The sequence below is a fragment of the Actinacidiphila sp. bgisy145 genome (genome assembly GCF_057708125.1).
The window spans coordinates 1-18714 of record NZ_JBYIRL010000058.1; the positions used below are offsets into that span (position 1 = coordinate 1).

General features: G+C 71.9%; 18 protein-coding genes. 8 read left to right on the top strand and 10 right to left on the bottom strand.

Annotated features, from left to right (window positions below):
• Positions 1–23: 23 nt before the first annotated feature.
• Both mqnP and AC3ERT_RS33705 read right to left on the bottom strand, forming a co-directional pair.
• Positions 24–941 (bottom strand): menaquinone biosynthesis prenyltransferase MqnP, encoded by a 918-nt coding sequence (gene mqnP, locus AC3ERT_RS33700; protein WP_435178765.1) that lies wholly within the window; start codon positions 939–941, stop codon positions 24–26.
• Positions 938–2389 (bottom strand): menaquinone biosynthesis decarboxylase, encoded by a 1452-nt coding sequence (locus AC3ERT_RS33705; protein WP_435178767.1) that lies wholly within the window; start codon positions 2387–2389, stop codon positions 938–940. The genes mqnP and AC3ERT_RS33705 overlap by 4 nt, the downstream gene beginning before the upstream one ends.
• Before the next feature lie 132 nt (positions 2390–2521).
• On the opposite strand from AC3ERT_RS33705, the gene AC3ERT_RS33710 reads away from it, so the two are divergent.
• Positions 2522–2914, top strand: a complete 393-nt coding sequence (locus tag AC3ERT_RS33710; protein WP_335978451.1) for a PLD nuclease N-terminal domain-containing protein — start codon at positions 2522–2524, stop codon at positions 2912–2914.
• Between the two features lie 55 nt (positions 2915–2969).
• Here AC3ERT_RS33710 and ccsB read toward each other — a convergent pair whose 3' ends face one another.
• The 7 genes from ccsB to hemL form a co-directional block, all read right to left on the bottom strand.
• On the bottom strand, positions 2970–4052 hold the full coding sequence (ccsB, locus tag AC3ERT_RS33715; protein WP_335978453.1) for a c-type cytochrome biogenesis protein CcsB: 1083 nt from the start codon (positions 4050–4052) through the stop codon (positions 2970–2972).
• On the bottom strand, positions 4049–5821 hold the full coding sequence (gene resB, locus AC3ERT_RS33720; RefSeq protein ID WP_435125454.1) for a cytochrome c biogenesis protein ResB: 1773 nt from the start codon (positions 5819–5821) through the stop codon (positions 4049–4051). Before resB ends, ccsB begins: the two co-directional genes overlap by 4 nt.
• Positions 5822–5824: 3 nt before the next feature.
• The gene (locus tag AC3ERT_RS33725; protein WP_335978454.1) at positions 5825–6592 is read right to left on the bottom strand and encodes a cytochrome c biogenesis CcdA family protein; all 768 of its coding nucleotides are present in this window, start codon (positions 6590–6592) and stop codon (positions 5825–5827) included.
• Position 6593: 1 nt separating this feature from the next.
• Entirely contained in the window at positions 6594–7205 is a 612-nt protein-coding gene (locus AC3ERT_RS33730) for a TlpA family protein disulfide reductase (protein WP_335978456.1), read from the bottom strand.
• A gap of 93 nt (positions 7206–7298) precedes the next feature.
• Positions 7299–8657 (bottom strand): polysaccharide deacetylase family protein, encoded by a 1359-nt coding sequence (locus AC3ERT_RS33735; protein ID WP_335978458.1) that lies wholly within the window; start codon positions 8655–8657, stop codon positions 7299–7301.
• A gap of 199 nt (positions 8658–8856) precedes the next feature.
• A complete protein-coding gene (locus AC3ERT_RS33740) occupies positions 8857–9534 on the bottom strand; it encodes a histidine phosphatase family protein (protein ID WP_435125461.1) in 678 nt (225 codons plus the stop codon).
• Positions 9531–10838: a glutamate-1-semialdehyde 2,1-aminomutase gene (hemL, locus tag AC3ERT_RS33745; RefSeq protein WP_435125464.1), complete on the bottom strand. Its 1308-nt coding sequence runs from the start codon at positions 10836–10838 to the stop codon at positions 9531–9533. The genes AC3ERT_RS33740 and hemL overlap by 4 nt, the downstream gene beginning before the upstream one ends.
• A 106-nt stretch (positions 10839–10944) precedes the next feature.
• Here hemL and AC3ERT_RS33750 point away from each other — a divergent pair, with 106 nt between their 5' ends.
• The 4 genes from AC3ERT_RS33750 (at position 10945) to AC3ERT_RS33765 (ending at position 13579) form a co-directional block, all read left to right on the top strand.
• Positions 10945–11556, top strand: a complete 612-nt coding sequence (locus AC3ERT_RS33750) for a hypothetical protein (protein WP_335978464.1) — start codon at positions 10945–10947, stop codon at positions 11554–11556.
• A 147-nt stretch (positions 11557–11703) separates the two neighbouring features.
• The gene (locus tag AC3ERT_RS33755) at positions 11704–12096 is read left to right on the top strand and encodes a group I truncated hemoglobin (protein WP_435125468.1); all 393 of its coding nucleotides are present in this window, start codon (positions 11704–11706) and stop codon (positions 12094–12096) included.
• Positions 12097–12235: 139 nt separating this feature from the next.
• Positions 12236–12766, top strand: coding sequence for a hypothetical protein (locus AC3ERT_RS33760; RefSeq protein WP_435178770.1), 531 nt, complete (start codon positions 12236–12238; stop codon positions 12764–12766).
• A gap of 48 nt (positions 12767–12814) precedes the next feature.
• A complete protein-coding gene (locus AC3ERT_RS33765; RefSeq protein WP_335978470.1) occupies positions 12815–13579 on the top strand; it encodes an SDR family NAD(P)-dependent oxidoreductase in 765 nt (254 codons plus the stop codon).
• Between the two features lie 51 nt (positions 13580–13630).
• Here the strand turns inward: AC3ERT_RS33765 and AC3ERT_RS33770 are convergent, their stop codons facing one another.
• Entirely contained in the window at positions 13631–14824 is a 1194-nt protein-coding gene (locus AC3ERT_RS33770; protein ID WP_435178772.1) for an RtcB family protein, read from the bottom strand.
• A gap of 228 nt (positions 14825–15052) precedes the next feature.
• On the opposite strand from AC3ERT_RS33770, the gene AC3ERT_RS33775 reads away from it, so the two are divergent.
• The 3 genes from AC3ERT_RS33775 to AC3ERT_RS33785 all read left to right on the top strand — a co-directional run bounded on the left by AC3ERT_RS33775 (position 15053) and on the right by AC3ERT_RS33785 (position 18641).
• Positions 15053–15967: a DUF3558 domain-containing protein gene (locus AC3ERT_RS33775; RefSeq protein ID WP_435178774.1), complete on the top strand. Its 915-nt coding sequence runs from the start codon at positions 15053–15055 to the stop codon at positions 15965–15967.
• 89 nt (positions 15968–16056) lie between these two features.
• Positions 16057–16803: a DUF3558 domain-containing protein gene (locus AC3ERT_RS33780; RefSeq protein ID WP_435125479.1), complete on the top strand. Its 747-nt coding sequence runs from the start codon at positions 16057–16059 to the stop codon at positions 16801–16803.
• Between the two features lie 176 nt (positions 16804–16979).
• Positions 16980–18641: a DUF2637 domain-containing protein gene (locus tag AC3ERT_RS33785; protein WP_435178776.1), complete on the top strand. Its 1662-nt coding sequence runs from the start codon at positions 16980–16982 to the stop codon at positions 18639–18641.
• Positions 18642–18714 lie beyond the last annotated feature (73 nt).

Sequence of the window (18714 nt, forward strand, 5' to 3'; positions counted from 1 at the left end):
CTGCCGTCGGGCCGCGCCGCGCGCTACCAGCTCAGGCCGCGCGCGATCAGGTCGAGCAGCGCGAAGACGAACAGGGTGATCCCGATGACACCGTTCACCGTGAAGAACGCCCGGTTCAGCCGGCTCAGGTCGTGCGGCTTCACGATCGAGTGCTCGTAGACGAACGCGCCGGCCACGATCGCCATGCCCACCCACCAGAAGCCGCTCGCGTCGGTCGCGGCGCCGTACCAGACCAGCAGCGCGGTGGTGACCACATGGCAGGCCCGCGCCCCGTACAGCGCCGCGGGCACCCCGAAGCGGGCCGGCACCGACATCACGCCGTGCGCCCGGTCCGCGGCCACGTCCTGGCTGCCGAAGATCAGGTCGAAGCCGCCGATCCACACCCCGACCGCCAGGCCCAGCACCACCGCGTGCCAGTCCCAGGAGCCGGTCACCGCCAGCCACGCGCCGACCGGGCCCATCGCCTGGGCGAGGCCGAGGATGGCGTGCGGGAAGTTCGTGAACCGCTTGCCGTAGGGGTAGACCACCATCGGCACCACCGCGACCGGCGCCAGCGCCAGGCACAGCGGGTTGAGCAGCGCGGCGGCGCCGAGGAAGATCACCACCGCCACCAGCGCGCCGGCCCACGCCGAGCGCACCGACAGCGCGCCGGTGACCAGTTCACGCTTCGCGGTGCGCGGGTTGCGGGCGTCGATCTCCCGGTCGATGATCCGGTTGCAGGCCATCGCGAAGGTGCGCAGGCCCACCATCGCCACGGTCACCAGCAGCAGTTCGCCCCAGTGCACGCTGCGGTCGTCGCGGAACATCGCGGTCAGCGCGGCGATGTAGGCGAAGGGCAGCGCGAAGACCGAGTGCTCGATCATCACCAGCCGCAGAAAGGCCCGGACCTTGCTGTCGGGCCGCGGCTCCGACTCGAACAGGTCCGGCGTCGTGGCGCTCACAGGCCGTACTCCCTCCACCGTTTGGTCACCAACTCTGCCGTCTTCGGATCGGCGAGCACCATCTCGGGCCAGCCGCCGTCCCGCGTGTAGCCCTCCTCCGGCAGCTTACGGGTCGCGTCGATGCCGGCCTTGCCGCCCCAGAACTGCTGGTACGACGCGTGGTCGAGGTGGTCGACCGGGCCCTCCACCACCGTGAGGTCCCGGGCGTAGTCGGTGTTGCCGAACGCCCGCCAGGCCACCTCGTGCAGGTCGTGCACGTCGCAGTCGGCGTCCACCACCACGATCAGCTTGGTGAGCGACATCATGTGCGCCCCCCACACCGCGTGCATCACCTTCTGCGCGTGTTTGGGGTACTTCTTGTCGATCGAGACGATCGCGCAGTTGTGGAAGCCGCCCGCCTCCGGCAGGTGGTAGTCCACGATGTCCGGCACGATGATCTTCAGCAGCGGCAGGAAGAACCGCTCGGTGGCCCGGCCCAGCGGCCCGTCCTCGGTCGGCGGCCGGCCGACCACGATCGACTGGAACAGCGGCCGCTTGCGCATCGTGACGCAGTCGATGGTCAGCGCCGGGAAGGGCTCCTGCGGCGTGTAGAAGCCGGTGTGGTCGCCGAACGGGCCCTCCGGCAGGGTCCGCCCGGGCTCCAGCCAGCCCTCCAGCACCACTTCGGCGTGCGCGGGCACCTGGAGCGGCACCGTCTTGCAGTCGACCAGCTCGACCCGCCTGCCCTGCACGAAGCCGGCGAACAGGTACTCGTCGATGTCGCCGGGCAGCGGCGCGGTCGAGGCGTACGTCACGGCCGGCGGGCAGCCGAACGCGATCGCCACCGGCAGCCGCTCACCGCGCCGCTGGGCGACCTGGTAGTGGTTGCGGCTGTCCTTGTGGATCTGCCAGTGCATGCCGATGGTGCGCCGGTCGTGCCGCTGGAGCCGGTACAGGCCGAGGTTGCGCACCCCGGACTCGGGGTCCTTGGTGTGGGTCAGGCCGAGGTTGAAGAAGGAGCCGCCGTCCTGCGGCCAGGTGAACAGCGCCGGCAGCCGGTCCAGGTCCACGTCGTCGCCGGTGAGCACGACCTCCTGCACGGGGGCGTCCTTCACCTTCTTCGGCGGCACGTGGACCATCCCGGCGAGCTTCCCGAACGCCTCGCGCACCCCGACGAACCCGTGCGGCAGCTCGGGCTTGAGCAGCCCGCCGATCTTCTCCCCGATGTCCGCGTACGACGTCAGGCCCAGGGCTTTGAGCAGCCGCCGGTCGGTGCCGTAGACGTTCGTCGCCAGCGGCGCGATCGAGCCGCGGACGTTCTCGAAGAGCAGTGCCGGGCCGCCGGCCTTGTTCACCCGGTCGGTGATCTCCCCCACTTCGAGGTGGGGGTCCACCTCGGCGGTGATCCGCTTGAGGTCGCCGTCCTTCTCCAGTGCCCTCAGCAGCGAGCGGAGATCGTCGTAAGCCATACGGCCAGTGTTCCACCCCGCACCGCGCCGCCCACCCGCGGCCGGGCCGCCGGCGCACCGCGGCCAGGTCGTAACCTGGGTGGGGTCAAGGATTGGTCAACCTGGGGGCCGGGGTTTCGAATGTCGCGCTACATGCCGTTCCTACTGGTCATCGCGGTATGGATATACGCCTTCGTGGACTGCCTGGGCACCCCGGACCGGCAGGTGCGCGGGCTGCCGAAGGTGGTCTGGCTGCTGATCGTGCTCTTCTTCGGCGAGATCCTGATCGGCCCGCTGGCCTGGCTGGCGCTGGGCAAGCGGCGGGTGGCGGGCCCGCGCGGCGGCTTCGGCGCCGGATGGGGGCCGGACCTGTCCCGGCCGGCCGGGCGCCGGGAGCAGGAGCGCCCGCAGGCCGGCGATGTGCTCCAGGCGCCGCGCGAGGACTGGATACCGCCGGACGACAACCCGGAGTTCCTGCGCTCGCTCGCCGAGTTGAACCGGCAGAAGCGCGAGGACGGCACGACCCCCTCGCCCGAGGGCGAGTGAGCCGTACCGCCTGGATGAGCCCGGCGCCGCGGCGCCGGGGGCGCCGCGGTCTTCGTCACACCCCGGCGTAGGAGTGCTTGCCGGTCACGAAGATGTTCACGCCGTAGTAGTTGAACAGGAAGCACGCGAAGGCGACCAGCGCCAGGTAGGCGGCCTTGCGGCCCTTCCACCCGGCCGTCGCGCGGGCGTGCAGGTAACCGGCGTACACCACCCACGTGATGAACGACCAGGTCTCCTTCGGGTCCCACTCCCAGTAATGGCCCCAGGCCGCCTGCGCCCAGATCGCGCCCGCGATGATGGTGAACGTCCACAGCGGGAAGACCAGCGCGTTCATCCGGTAGGCGAACTTGTCCAGGCTCGCCGCGGACGGCAGCCGCCGCATGATGTTGCCCCACCGGTTGCTCTGCGCCGCCCCGGCCAGCACCGCCACCTCGTAGTGGTCGCGGAACAGGTAGAGCAGCGTGCCGACCGCGGCGAGGTAGAACACCGCGCCGGAGATGATCGCGCACGACACGTGGATCCACAGCCAGTACGAGTGCAGCGCCGGCACCAGCTGCTCGCTGGAGGTGTAGAGCACCGACAGCGCCAGGCCCAGGTCGAGCAGCACCGACGTGGTGAGGAACAGCCCGATCCAGCGGACGTTCTTCCGCAGCGCCAGCAGCAGCAGGTACGCGCCGACCGCCACCGCGCCGAACGTGGTGGAGAACTCGTACATGTTGCCCCACGGCGCGCGCTGCACCGAGGCGGCCCGGAAGGCGACGCCGCTGACGTGCAGCACCCAGGCCAGGGCGGTGAAGGAGATGGCGATCCGGCCGTACAGGTCGCCCCGCGCGTCGTCGCCCGCGGCGCCCGGGCCGTCGGCCATGTCGCGGTCGCTGGCGGAGGCGCGGGTGACGACCTTGGGCCGCTCCAGGGTGGTGGTGCCGCCGGCGGAGCGCACCGCCACCGCGGGTGCGGCCGCGCCCGCCGGCGCGTCGGCGGTGAGCGCGGCGGACTGCACGGCGATCTTGCTGCGACCGCCGAAGACCCACTCCGCGAGGTGCGCGAGGAAGGCGAGTGCGTACACGAACATCGCCGAGCGGATCAGGTAGTTGCTGTAGTTCGCGAAGTTCTCGTTGACCGCGGCCGCGAGGTTCACGCGCGGGCTCCTTCGTCGTCGGGCGGGGATGGCGGTTCGTCGGGGGTGTCCGCTGGGGCGGCTCTGACCGGTGCGTCGGGTTGCAGCTGGTCGACGAGGCTGCCCAGCTCGTCGGCGATCCGCGCCGACTCGCTGCGGCCCAGGCCGCCCAGCTCGACCACGGAGCCCTGGTCGGACGGCACCGCGCGCACCCAGATCCGGCGCCGCTGGATGAACAGCGACCCCATCAGGCCGAGGATCGCGATGATGCCGCTGACCAGCGCCAGTTCGTTGCCGGACTGGTGGGAGATGGTGAAGCTGGCCCAGCGCTTGACCCCGTCGAACTCCAGGCTGCCGGCACCGTTCGGCAGTTGCATCGAGTCGCCCACGCCGAGCGCGACACCGTTGACCCCGGTCTTGGTGTTGAGCTTGTACTGCTTCATGTGGGTGGTGTCGAGCTGGTAGACGTTCTGCGCGATGCCGGAGTCCAGGCCGAGGTCGCCGTGGTAGGCGTTCAGCCACAGGATCGGCTGCAACTCGTCCGGGAAGAGCGACACCGGGCCGCTGGAGGTGTCACCGGTCGGCGTGAAGAAGCCCTCAAAGGCGAGCTGGTCGGGCTTGCCGTTCTTGCCCATCGCGTCGGGGACCTTGATCACACCGGTCGAGGTGAGGTTGGCGTCCTGCGGCAGGAACGGCACCGGGCCCTGGTAGGCGACGTTGCCCTGGGCGTCCTTGACGGTCACCACGGGCGCGTAGCCGTGCGAGATCAGGTACACCTTCTCCCCGCCGATGCTCAGCGGGTGGTTGGTGGAGATCGTGCCCTTCGTCGGGTGCGCGCTGCTGGTGCCGCTCCAGTAGTGGATGTCCGCCTGGAACTTCAGCGCGGTGCCGCGCTCGGGGCCGGAGGTGGCGTACTTGTCCTCGAAGCTGTCCAGCGTGAAGCCGAACGCCTTGAGGTCGTCCGCGCCGTAGAGCGTGCCGCCGGAGAAGTCGTCGTACTGCGTGAGGTTGTTGACGAAGCCGTCCTGGCCCTCGACCACCAGCTTGCCGCCGGACGCCGCGTTCAGCGAGGTCCAGGCGAAGCCGATCAGCAGGCCGAACAGGGCCACGTGGAAGAGCAGGTTGCCCGCCTCGCGCAGATAGCCCTTCTCACCGGCCACCGAGGTGCCGGTGGCGTCGACCCGGAACCGCCGCCCGCGCAGCGCCTTGCGGGCGGCCTGCGCGACCTGCTCCGGGCTCGCGTCGGTGTGCCAGGTGCTGTACGCCGGCAGCCGGTCCAGCCGGCGCGGCGCGGCCGGCGGCTTCGCCCGCAGCTGGCCGACGAACTGCCAGGTGCGCGGCACGATGCAGCCGGCCAGCGAGACGAACAGCAGGATGTAGATCGCCGAGAACCACGGCGAGCCGTAGACGTGGAAGAGGTCGAGCCGGGAGTACAGCGGGCTGATGTCCGGGTGCGCCTTCTTGAACGCGGCGACCTTCAACTCGTCGCTGCGCTGCGGGATCAGCGAGCCGGGGATCGCGGCCAGCGACAGCAGGAAGAGCAGGATCAGCGCGATCCGCATCGAGGTCAGCTGCCGCCACATCCAGCGCAGCCAGCCGAGCACGCCCAGCGACGGCCCGCTGGAGAGGGTGTCCACCGGCTGGGTGGACAGCTGTGCGCCCGCGGCGCCGATGCCGTCCTCGCCGCCGGTGCCGTCCTGCGGCACGTCAGGGGCGTCCGGGCCCTCGGCGTTCGGCCCGGAACCCTGGCCGGGGACGCGGCCGTCGCTTGGCTTGTGCGTGATGCTCACGGTTCAGACCCCTGTGGAGAAGCCGCTGGACCAGATCTGCATCTGGTAGGTGATGTGGTCCCACACGCCGGTGACGAGCAGCACCCCGACGGCCACGAGCATGCCGCCGCCGATCCGCATGACCCAGGCGTAGTGCCGCTTGACCCATCCGAAGGCGCCCAGCGTACGGCGGAAGGCTACGGCGGCCACGATGAAGGGCACCCCGAGGCCCAGGCAGTAGAACGCCATCAGCAGCGCGCCGCGCCCGGCGCTGGCGTTGCTGAAGGCGAGCGACTGCACAGCGCCGAGCGTCGGCCCGACGCAGGGTGTCCAGCCCAGCCCGAACATCGCGCCGATCAGCGGCGCGCCGGCCAGCCCGACCCCGGGCCGGAAGTGGAAGCGGAACTCCCGCTGGGTGATGCCGCCGATCAGCCCCATGAAGGCGAGCCCGAGCACGATGGTGAGCGACCCGAAGACGCGGACCAGCACCTGCCGGTGCACCTGCAGTTCGGCGCCGAAGTTGCCGAACAGGGCACCGCCGGAGACGAACACGGCGCTGAAGCCGAGCACGAACAGCAGCGAGCCGGCGAACATCCGCCCGCGCCGGGCCTCCCCCAGGTCGCTGCCGGTGACCCCGGTCACGTAGGAGAGGTAGCCGGGCACGAGCGGCAGGACGCAGGGCGACGCGAAGGAGACCAGCCCGGCGAACATCGCGATCGGGATGGCCGCGACGAGCGCGCCGGACGTCACCGTGTCCGCGCTGCCGGCCAGCAGGAGGGAGCCGCCCGCCACGTCACTTCTCCGCGGCGATGGGGTCCACCAGCTTGTGCAGCTGGTCCTCGGTCAGGGCGGCCAGCGCCCGGCCAGCGACCCGGCCCTGCCGGTCGATCACGAGCGTGGCCGGCAGGCTCTGCGGGTTGAGGCTGCCCTTGGGGAACTTCAGGATCAGCTTGCCGTACGGGTCGTACAGGCTCGGGTAGGTGATGCCGAAGCGCTTGTCGAACCGGGCGGCGTTGGAGCGGTTGAGGTCACGCGTGTTGATGCCGAGGAACTGGACGTCCTTGCCGGCCTCGGCCTTGGAGACCTTGGCGAGGTTGGGCGCCTCGGCCCGGCAGGGCGCGCACCACGACCCCCAGATGTTGACGACGACGACCTTGCCCTTGTAGGCGGCCAGGCTGGTCTTCCCGCCGGCCACGGTCTCACCGGACAGCGCCGGGGCGGCCTTGCGCTGGCCGGCCTTGACCACCGTGATGTTGCCGTTGCCGCTGACGAAGTTGGCGTTGCCGCCACTGGAGGACGAGGAGGACGAGCTGCAGGCGGCGAGCGTGAGCGCCAGCGCCACGGCTCCGGCCGGCGCGGCGGCGCGGCGGAGCAGGTGGCGGCCGAAGGCGCGCGGAGAACTCATGTGAAAAGTTTCGCATGAGCCCCCGCGCGATCTTCCCCACCCCCCACCGGCAACCCCAAAGACGGCAATTGCCCCAAGTAAGGATGCGTGGGGTCAGGTCGCCGAAGGAACCTCCGGCGATGCGCCGGCCCCGACCGGGCTGTCGGCCGACCCGCCGGCGGAGCCCCCTGCGGAGGGCCCGGCGCCGGTCGCGTCGGACGCCGGCACCTGGCCGGTGAACCGCTTCCAGCCGCCGGCCGGCTGCTCCCCGACCTCCAGTTCGCGCAGCTTCGCCAGCATCGCCGGGTCCTGGGCGTCCAGCCAGTCGGCGAGCTGCTGGAAGGAGACCAGCCGCACGTCCTTGTAGCCGAGCGAGGCGATGTGCTGCAACGCGCCCTCGACGGCGTCCATGTAGATGCCGCCGTTCCACTCCTCGAAGTGGTTGCCGATGTAGAAGGGCGCGCGGTTGGTCTCGTAGGCCCGCTCGAACCCGGCGATGTACGAGGCGGTCGCCTGGCTGCGCCAGTACGGGTAGTTGCGCGGGTCGGACTTGGTGGCGGCGTGCGACTGGTTGGCGAGCATGTTGTAGTCCATGGACAGCACCTCGAAGGTGTGCCCGGGGAACGGGATGAGCTGGAGCGGGAAGTTCCACAGGCCCTGCATCTTGTCCGGCCAGGTCTGGTTGCCGCCGGGGTTGCTGGTGTCGTAGCGCCAGCCGAGCGCGGCGGCGGTGGGCAGCAGGTTGTTCTGGCCGAGCAGGCAGGGGGTGCGGCTGCCGATCAGGGTCTTCTCGTAGTCGAACGGCAGCGGCTCCTCGTCGTGCCAGCCGGTGTTGGTCTTCCACTGGGTGACGAACGACACGGCCTGGTCGATCTCGCTCTTCCAGTCCGCCGGCGTCCAGCGGGCGACGCTGCCGGCGCCGGCGCAGAAGTGGCCGTTGAAGTGGGTGGCGATCTCGTGGCCCGCGGTCCACGCCTGCCGCAGGTTGTCCAGCGTCATCCTGATGTGGTCGTCGGCGAGGTAGCCGATGTCGGAGGCGCCCAGCGGGCCGTTCGGCGGCGCGTACTGGAGCTTCTTGCTCTCCGGCAGCAGGTACAGGCCGGAGAGGTTGAAGGTCATCTTGGCGCCGTGGTCGTCGGCGAGCTTGCGGAAGCGGGGGAAGAGGCCGTTGCCGATCTCGCCCGCGCCGTCCCAGGAGAAGACCACGAACTGCGGGGGCGTCTGGCCCGGTTCCAGCCGGTCCACCACCGGCTGGCCGGGCTGCGGCCCGGTGTCGGCGGTGGAGCCGTCGCCGATCAGCCGCACGGTAGGCGGCGCCTTCGGCCCGCTCGCCCCCTGGTGCTCCCCCGTGCTGCGGGACCGTGGCGCGGCACCCGAGGAGCCCCCGTCCTTTCCGCCGCACCCCGCCACCGCGACACCCGCGGCGGCTCCGGCGGTCGTGGTCAACAGGGCCCTTCGGGTCATGGCACTCATGCGATCCCCGTCTCTCGGCGGCTGCGTCGTTGCCCCTCACCACTTCCTCGCGGGCAGCACGAAACGGAGACTCGCCGACAGATAGGGCACTTATGGACTAATCAGATCACCTTAAAAGAGGCCCATTTCGGGCATATGCACCAACGGCCGGGGCAGAGGCCGGAGCCACCTGGACCGGGCGCCGGCCCGGCCGGAACGCCTACGCGCCGACCGAGCCGCGGACCGGCTTGGCTCCCGCGCGCAACCGCGCCGGGACCAGGTCGATCGCCGGCTCGCTGTAGCCCACGGAGACGATCTCGTCGCCCTGGAACGTGAAGCTCGTCACGCTCGCCAGCGTGCACTGCCGCTTGCGCGGGTCGTGCCACAGCCGCCGCTTCTCCGCGTACGACCGGACGATCCAGATCGGCAGCTGGTGGCTGACGCAGACCGCCTCGTGCCCGCGCGCGGCGTCCCGCGCGGCGCCCAGCGCGGCCATCATCCGCACCACCTGGTCGACGTACGGCTCGCCCCAGCTCGGCCGGAACGGGTTCGTCAGGTACTTCCAGTTCGCCGGGCGGCTCAGCGCGCCGTCGCCGACGCCGAACGTCTTGCCCTCGAAGATGTTTTCCGCCTCGATCAGCCGCGGGTCGGTCGCCAGGTCCAGCCCGTGCGCCTTCGCGATCGGCGTCGCGGTCTCCTGCGCCCGCTCCAGCGGCGACGCGACGACGTGGCGGATGTCACGCCCCGCCAGGTGCTCGGCGACCCGCTCGGCCATCTGCCGGCCGAGCTCGGAGAGGTGGTAGCCGGGCCGGCGCCCGTACAGCACGCCCTCGGGGTTGTGCACCTCGCCGTGGCGCATCAGGTGCACCACGGTCAGCTCAGGGTGTTCGGCACTCATGCGTGGGCCTCCGCTGCGGCACGTGCGGCGGCGGGCAGCGCCGCGGCGATCCGCTGCACCGCCTGCTCGTCGTGTGCGGTCGACACGAACCAGGACTCGAACGCGGACGGCGGCAGGTAGACGCCCTGCGCCAGCATCGCGTGGAAGAAAGCGGTGAAACGGTACGCCTCCTGCCGCTTCGCGTCGGCGAAGTCGCGCACCTCGGCGTCGGTGAAGAAGACGGAGAACATGCTGCCCGCGGTCTGCACCCGGTGTGCGACGCCCTCCTTGTCCAGCGCCGCGCTCACCAGCTCGCGGATCTGCGCGGAGACCGCGTCGAGCCGCGCGTACGCGGCCGCGTCCAGCAGCCGCAGCTGGGCCAGCCCGGCGGCGGTGGCGACCGGATTGCCCGACAGCGTGCCGGCCTGGTACACCGGCCCGGCCGGGGCGAGCGCGGCCATCACGTCCGCGCGGCCGCCGAAGGCCGCGGTGGGGAAGCCGCCGCCCATCACCTTGCCGAAGGTCATCAGGTCCGGGCGCACCCCGTCGATCCCGTACCAGCCCGCGGCGCTGACCCGGAAGCCGGTCATCACCTCGTCGGAGATGTACAGGGCGCCCTCGGCCGTACACAGTTCCTTGAGCTGGGCGTTGAAGCCGTCCCGCGGCGGCACCACGCCCATGTTGCCGGGCGACGCCTCGGTGATCACACAGGCGATCTCGCCCGGGTGGGCGGCGAACGCGGCCCGTACGGCCTCGATGTCGTTGTACGGCAGCACCACGGTGTCGCCGGCCTGCGCGCCCGTCACCCCCGGGGTGTCCGGCAACCCGAACGTGGCGACCCCGGAACCGGCCGCCGCCAGCAGCGCGTCCACATGACCGTGGTAGCAGCCGGCGAACTTCACCACCTTCGCGCGGCCGGTGAAGCCGCGGGCCAGCCGGATCGCCGACATCGTGGCCTCGGTGCCCGAGGACACCAGGCGCACCTGGTCCAGCGGCTCGACCCGCGCCACCATCGCCTCGGCGAGCGCGACCTCGCCCTCGGTGGGCGTCCCGAACGAGGTGCCCCCCGCCACGGCCGCCTGCACGGCCGCGATCACCTCGGGGTGCGCGTGGCCGAGAATCATCGGTCCCCACGAGCAGACGAGGTCGACGTACTCGCGCCCGTCGGCGTCGGTCAGATACGGACCGGCACCGGAGACCATGAACCGCGGCGTACCGCCCACCGCGCGGAACGCGCGCACCGGGGAGTTCACGCCACCTGGGGTCACGGCCGCCGCGCGGTCGAAGAGTTCCTGGGACACTGGTGCTTCGTACGGATAGCTCACAGGCACATGCTCTCAAACGACGGGCGTTGCGCCGCAACGTCTCGACCTCGCATCTGAGACGATGATCGGGTTGCATGGTTGGGTCGACGGATGGTCGGGTAGTGGAATGCAGCAGCGCGGTGGTGAACCGGGCGACGTGCCGGGCGATCGCGAGCCTGAAAACCCCCGTCCCACCGGCCGGCGGCGCCGGCCCGCCGATCGCGCGCCGCAGGACAACACCGGCTCCGGGGCCGACCGACCGGAGCAGCGACCGACCGCAGAGGGCAGGAGCAGGGGTGGCCGAGTGGGGGTGACCTACAAGTACTTCGGCGCGCCCGACGGGGCCACGGCGGCCCGCGTCCCCATCTCCATGCGCCCGGAGGAACTCGGGGGCGACGAACTCGGCCAGGGCCTGTACACCAAGGTCAAGCCGGAGACCATGGCCGCGATGGTGCTCACCGGCATCGAGGGCATACCTCCCTCCAAGGTCCCGCCGCTCGAACTCGTCGTGCTGCACCCGGACTACGCGGTCGTCCGGCTGCCCGCGTCCGTGGTGGACCCGCTGCGCACCGCCAACGAGGAGTCGCTCGGCGCCGCCGCCTTCATCTGGTCCACGGTGCCCGACCGGCGCGGCCCGCGCGACGCGTTCGTCATCTACCAGATGCTCCACGAATGGCAGGACTTCGCCCGCCGCTGCGAGGAGTCCGGCCACCAGCTCTACTGCCTGGTCTGGCCGTAGGGCCTGGCGCCCGCCCGGACCCCCTCCCGTGTGACCGCCGTGTGTACGGCCGCTCACACTCGCAACCCGCATGCTGTCAGCGGGACTTGACGGCCGGATAACCGGCGGGTCACCGCGGTGGAAAGCGGCCGCCGAATCATCGGGGCCATGACGGACACGACATCGGCAGGGGCCACTGCGGCCGAACCCACGATCTTCGACCGTATCGGCGGAGCGGACGCGGTGGCGGCCGTGGTCGACCTCTTCTACGACCGGGTGCTGGCCGACCCGGACCTGGTCGGGTACTTCGAGGGCCAGGACATCGAGCGGATCAAGGGCCACCAGCGGAACTTCGTCGGCCAGGCGCTGGGCGCCCGGCGGCCCTACTCGGGGCGGACGATGCGGCGCGCCCACGAGCAACTGGCCATCACCTCGGGCGCGTTCGACAAGGTCGTGGCGCACCTGGCGGCCTCGCTCGCGGAGGCGGGCGTGGACGAGGAGACCATCGGCACCATCGCGGGGGTGCTGGGGCCGCTGAAGCCGGAGATCGTGACGGCGTGACGGCGTGAGGGTATGACCGGCGCCCGGGGTCGGGCCGGGCCCGGGTGACATCCGGCGGCCCCGGACATGACAGATGTCACCGCCGACCGCGGACGTCCGGCTCTGCCGCCGGCCACCCCGCGACCGGGACGCTGGACGCATGGCAACCACCGAGGCAGTCCCGCAGACCACCAGCCGCACGGCGCCCCCGCCCACCGGCCCCGACCGCGGCCCGGACACCGACACCCGCGCTGGCACCGCCACCGGCACCGGCACCGGCACCGGCACCACGGACCCCTGTGCGTACCAGCCCGTCCCCGTCTGGTTCTTCGCCTTCGAGGGCCTGATCGGCGCCTCCTACGACGTCCTGCGGACCAGCCGCTACGGCTGGGTCGTCGTCGCGGTCGCGGTCGCGGTGAACATCGTGCTGGCCAGGACCGTGCTGCGCGGCCGGCTGAAGACGGCGAAGGCGATCCTGCGCGGCCGCCAGACCCGGCTGCTCGCCGTCGGGCTGCTCGCGCTCCGCGTCGGCGCGCACTTCGCGCTCGGCATGGTCGGGGCCGAGGCGGCCTCGCCGGTCGCGCACACCGTGTTCGCGGGACTGATGTGCGCGACGACGGTCGCCCTGCTCGCCTTCGACCAGCGGGTCATGCTGCGGGCGCTGAACTCGGACAGGTGCGCGAGCGCGTAGCGCCCGCACCTATGCTGAGCGGCAGCCCCGTACGAAAGGCAGCGCGACATGACTTCCCGTACCGCAGTGGTCACCGGTGCGAGCAGCGGCATCGGCGCCGCGACCGCCCGCCGGCTCGCCGAGGCCGGCTACCACGTCGCGCTGGCCGCCCGCCGCACCGACCGGCTGGACGCGCTGGCCAAGGAGTTGACCGACGCCGGCCGCAGCGCCTCCGTGCACGCCCTGGACGTCACCGACCGGGCCGCGGTGGACGCCTTCGCCGCCGACCTCGGTGCCCTGCCCCCGCTGCACGTCCTGGTCAACAACGCGGGCGGCGCGCTCGGCACCGACCCGGTCGCCACCGCCGACCCGGACGAGTGGCGCACCATGTACGAGGTCAACGTGCTCGGCGTGCTCCACGTCACCCAGGCGCTGCTGCCCGCGCTGACCGGCTCCGGCGACGGCACCGTGGTGGTGCTCTCCTCCACCGCCGGCCTGGCACCGTACGAGGGCGGCGGCGGCTACGTGGCCGCCAAGCACGGCGCCCACGTCATCGCCGAGACGCTGCGCCTGGAGCTCAACGGCCGACCGGTGCGGGTGATCGAGATCGCCCCCGGCATGGTCAAAACCGAGGAGTTCGCCCTCACCCGTTTCCACGGCGACGCCGAGCGCGCCGCCGCCGTCTACGCGGGGGTGGCCGAGCCCCTCACCGCCGACGACGTCGCCGACACCGTCGCCTGGGCCGTCACCCGCCCGCCCCACGTCAACGTCGACCTGCTGGTCCTGCGCCCCCGCGCCCAGGCCAGCAACACCAAGGTCCACCGCGAGCAGTAGCCCCCGCCCGCCCGCCGGACGTGCGGGGGGCGGGGTGCGGCAGCGGCCCCCTCAGCCCTTGACGCAGACGACCTGCTTGAGCTTCGCCACCACCTCGACCAGGTCGCGCTGCTGGTCGATGACCTGCTCGATCGGCTTGTACGCGCTGGGGATCTCGTCCACGACGCCGGCGTCCTTGCGGCACTCCACCCCGCGGGTCTGGTCCGCGAGGTCCCGTACGGTGAAGCGCTTCTTCGCCGCGCCCCGGCTCATCCGGCGGCCGGCGCCGTGGGACGCGGAGTTGAACGCCGAGACGTTGCCCAAGCCGCGCACGATGTACGAACCGGTGCCCATGGAACCGGGGATGATGCCGTACTCGCCGCTGCCCGCGCGGATCGCGCCCTTGCGGGTGACGAGCAGGTCCATCCCGTCGTAGCGCTCCTCGGCCACGTAGTTGTGGTGGCAGGAGATCTCGGGCTCGAAGACAGGCTTCGCCTTCTTGAACTCCTTGCGGATGACCTCGCGGAGCAGGGTCATCATCACCGCGCGGTTCCACTTCGCGTACTCCTGCGCCCAGTACAGGTCACTGCGGTATGCCGCCATCTGCGGGGTGTCGGCGACGAAGACGGCGAGATCCCGGTCGACCAGGCCCTTGTTGTGGGGCAGGCCCTGCGCGACCCCGATGTGGTGCTCGGCCAGTTCCTTGCCGATGTTGCGGGACCCGGAGTGCAGCATGAGCCATACCGCGTCGGACGTATCGATACAAACTTCAACAAAGTGGTTGCCCGAGCCCAGCGTGCCCATCTGCTGGGCCGCGCGTTCCGCGCGGAACTTGACCTCGTCGGCGAGTCCGTCGAAGCGGGACCAGAAGTCGGTCCAGCCCGCGGTGCGGAACCCGTGGATCGCCCCCGGGTCCACCGGGTCGGCGTGCAGCCCGCGGCCGACCGGGATGGCCTGCTCGATCTTCGTCCGCAGCCGGGAGAGGTCGCCGGGCAGGTCGCCGGCGCGCAGCGAGGTCTTCACCGCGCTCATGCCGCACCCGATGTCGACGCCGACCGCGGCCGGGCAGACCGCGCCGTGCATGGCGATGACCGAGCCGACCGTCGCGCCCTTGCCGTAGTGCACGTCGGGCATGACCGCCAGGCCCTTGATCCAGGGCAGCGAGGAGACGTTGCGCAGCTGCTGCATGGCGCCCTGCTCGACGGACGCGGGGTCGGCCCACATCCGGATCGGTACGCGCACGCCCGGCAACTCGGTGTACGACATGGATTCCCCCCGATGGCGGTACGGATAATGGAGCGACAATACGAAGAATGGATGCGAGCCATGCTCCGCGCCGGCCCGCAAGGGCACGTGCGGCATGGCGGTCCGGTCGCACCCGCGAGCTCGTGCGAGCCGTCCGGTGCGCCCGCCCCGACGGGCGGTTTCCGCCCCCGGTGCGGTAGACATTGTGTCCAAGGCTCGCTCGTATGCGCCAAGGAATTACCGCGAGGAATGACGAAAGGGGTCCGGCCGGTGCGGTCCACGTTGCCGTCGACACGAAGGCTGCCGCTCGCCGCCGGAGCCGTCCTGACCGCGGTCGCGGTCGCCGTCCTGGGCGCGTGCACCGGTCCCGGCTCGTCCGACGGCGCGGACAAGGACGGGACGGCCGGACCGGTCGGGGGCGCCGCCGCCTCCGCGGCGCCCGGCAAGTACCAGACGCTGCCGCAGCCCTGCTCCGCGGTGGACGCGGACTCCCTGAAGCGGCTGGTGCCGGGCCTGGCCGACTACTCCGGCACGGAGGCGCTGACCTACGACACCGACCGGCTGGTGGGCTGCTCGTGGCAGGCCAAGGCGGCCGACGGCGCCTCCCGCTCGCTGAAGCTGAGCATGGTCCGCGTGGTGTCGTACGACCCGTCCGTCAGTGACGAGGCGCAGGCGACGTCGGACTTCGAGAAGAAGGCCCAGGCGGCGTCCATCCCGCTCACCCCGGCCGACGGGTCGTCGACGAACCCGACCGCCTCCTCGACGGCGTCCGGCACCTCGTCGTCCTCGTCGTCGTCCTCGTCGTCGTCCGGCGGCTCCACCAGCTCCGGCGGCACCGGCAGCAGTTCGAGCGGCAACGCGGCCGACAGCTCCACCGGGACGAACGCGGCAAACGGCACGGACAGCACCGGCACGAGTGCCGCGAGCCTCGCCCCGCGCCTGCTGTCGGGTGTGGGAAACGCCGCATTCATCAACGACGTCGCCTCGACCGCCGGAAAGGGCGCGAGCCGCACGGTGACGCTGGTTTTCCGCACCGCGAACGTCCTGGCCACCGTCACGTACACGCAGTCCTCGACCAGCGACGCACAGCCACCGGACAGCGCTGACCTGCAAAAGGACGCCGAGAAGGTGGCCAGCGACCTCCAGCACAGGGTCGAGGGCTGACCCGGCGGGCGGACCGGGGCCGGCCCTCGACCCCTTAGGGTGGTGGGCCGAACCGGCCCGACCACCCCGCTGCCGAAGGACCCGAGACCATGGAACGACGTCGACGCCCCTCCAAGCGCCGCCTGACCGTGCTGCTCGCCTGCGCGGCCGTGCCCGCCCTGCTGGTGGCCGGCTGCTCCGGCGGCTCGTCCGGCTCGTCCGGCTCCTCCACCGCGTCCGCCTCGGGCTCGTCCGCGGACGACGGCAGCGGCAAGGGCGGTTCGGCCGCGCCGAGCGCCACCACCACCGCCCCGCTCGCCGCCGCCCGGTTCCAGACGCTGCCGTCGTCCTGCAAGACGATCACCAAGGCCACCATCAGCGACCTGGTCCCGAAGGCCAAGCACAGCGGCGGCACCGCGACGGACACCGCCGGCGCCAGCAACACCCGCAGCGGCTGCTCCTGGACCGGCAACGGCAAGGACGGCTACCAGTACCGCTGGCTGTCGGTCAGCCTGGAGCGCTACGACTCCTCGGCCGACCTCGGCGCCGCCGACCTCCAGGCGCACAAGCAGTTCACCGACCAGGTCGCCTCGGCGGAGAAGGACGCGGGCACCACCGCCACCGGCATCACCGGGCTCGGCGACGAGGCCCGGTCGATCAGCGGCTGGACGATCGTGTCGAAGGTCAAGTCGCAGAACGACTCCGTGGTGGTCCGCACCGGCAACGTCGTGGTGCTCGTCGAGTACGACGGCGCCGGCCTGGAGGGCAAGAAGAACCCGAGCGCGAAGTCCGTGGACAGCGACGCGAAGCGCGCCGCGAAGGACGTCGTCGCCGCGGTCGCGGCCGCCAACGCGTAGCACCGCCACCACCGGGCTCCGCGTAACAACTCGGCCTCACCCGGCCCCGTATCCGTACGTTTGTCCGACCGCGAGCGGGCCCGGGCGTCAACCGATCCTCACGACGCCACCCGTATGTGGCAGTCTGGGGCGGCCAGTTCAGGGGAAGAGGTGCCGAGCAGCAGGAGGGGCCGCGGGTGGCCGCGATACGTTTGACCCGGACACACCGGATATTGGTCGGCATCGTCATCTCCGGTGCCGTGGTGATCGCCGGGATCGGTTTCGCCGGTTCGTACGCCGCCGTGCGCACGCTCGCCCTGCACAAGGGCTTCGGCTGGTTCGCCAACGTCTTCCCGATCGGTGTGGACGCCGGGATCGTCGTCCTGCTCTCGCTCGACCTGCTGCTGACCTGGCTGCGCATCCCCTTCCCGCTGCTGCGGCAGACCGCGTGGCTGCTCACCGCCGCCACCATCGCCTTCAACGGCGCCGCGGCCTGGCCGGACGCGCTCGGCGTCGGCATGCACGCGATCATCCCGGTGCTGTTCGTGGTGTCGGTCGAGGCCGCCCGGCACGCGATCGGCCGGATCGCCGACATCACCGCCGACAAGCACATGGAGGGCGTGCGCATCACCCGCTGGCTGCTTGCCCCGCTGCCGACCTTCCGGCTGTGGCGGCGGATGAAGCTGTGGGAGCTGCGCAGTTACGAGGAGGTCATCCGGCGCGAGCAGGACCGGCTGGTCTACCGGGCCCGGCTGCGGGCGCGGTACGGCATCGCGTGGCGGCGCCGCGCCCCGGTCGAGGCGATCATGCCGCTGCGGCTGGCCCGCTACGGGGTGCCGCTGTCCGAGACGGCCGACGCGGGGCTGGAGGCGGCGGGCATCGAACTGCTGCCCGCGGCCAAGCAGTTGACGGCCGGGAGCGGTGGGGCGGACGCGCTCGCCACGGGTGACGCGGCGGACGGCGGGCAGGCCGCCGACGAGCGGGCGGGTACCGCGGGCAGGGCTGCGGCCGCGGGCCAGGCCGGCCCGGGCGGGCCGGGCGGCCAGAACGGGTCCGCCGGACCGGTGCCGAACGGCCCGGTGAGCGACCTCGACGACGACTTCGACCTGGCACTGGCCCAGGCGCAGGAGTACGAACGGCAGTTGTACGAGCGCCAGCTGCTGGAGCAGCAGGGGTACCAGCAGGGCGATTGGCAGGGCGCGCCCCACCACAGTCCGTGGTTCGCCGCGCAGCGGGCCGCCGCCCAGGCGGAGTTCCCGGGCCACCCCTACCCCGGGCCGTACGGCGGGCCGGAGTACGACGAGGCCCAACAGGGATTCGCGGCTCAGCAGGGATTCGCGGCTCAGCAGGGCCAGGCTCCGGTGCCGGGCGCCGAGCCGCAGCAACCGCAGCAACCGCAGGTGATGGTGCCCGCCGGGCCCAACCGCACCCGACCGCTGGGCACCGTGGGCACCGAGGGCGAGGTGCCGCCCGAGGCACTCAACGGTGCGAACGGCACCCCGGTCCAGGGCGAAGGCGGCATCGCGCTGCCCGGCCAGCGCACCGAGGCGCCCGCTGCCGCTCCCACTCCCGAGCCGGCGGCCGAGGCGGCCCCCGCACCGGAACCGGAGTCCGACCTCGCCACCTACCCGTCCGGCACCCTGCGCCTGCCCGACGACGTGCCGGTCGCCGACGCCTACTTCGCCGCCTACCGCCAGTACGTACGGGAGCAGGGCAGCTTCCCCAACACCCGCCAGCTCGCCCGGCTGCTGGAGGAGGCGTACGGCGGCAACGCACCCGAGCAGCGCGAACTGGTCGCCGCCCACCGCGAGTTGCGCTACCGCTACACCTCCGAGGCAGAGGCCGAGTACATCCCCTGATCGGGCGCCGATCCGGCCCGCCCCGCCCCTGATGCCGATCCGGCGGGGCGCCGCACTGCCGCACGGCGCCCCG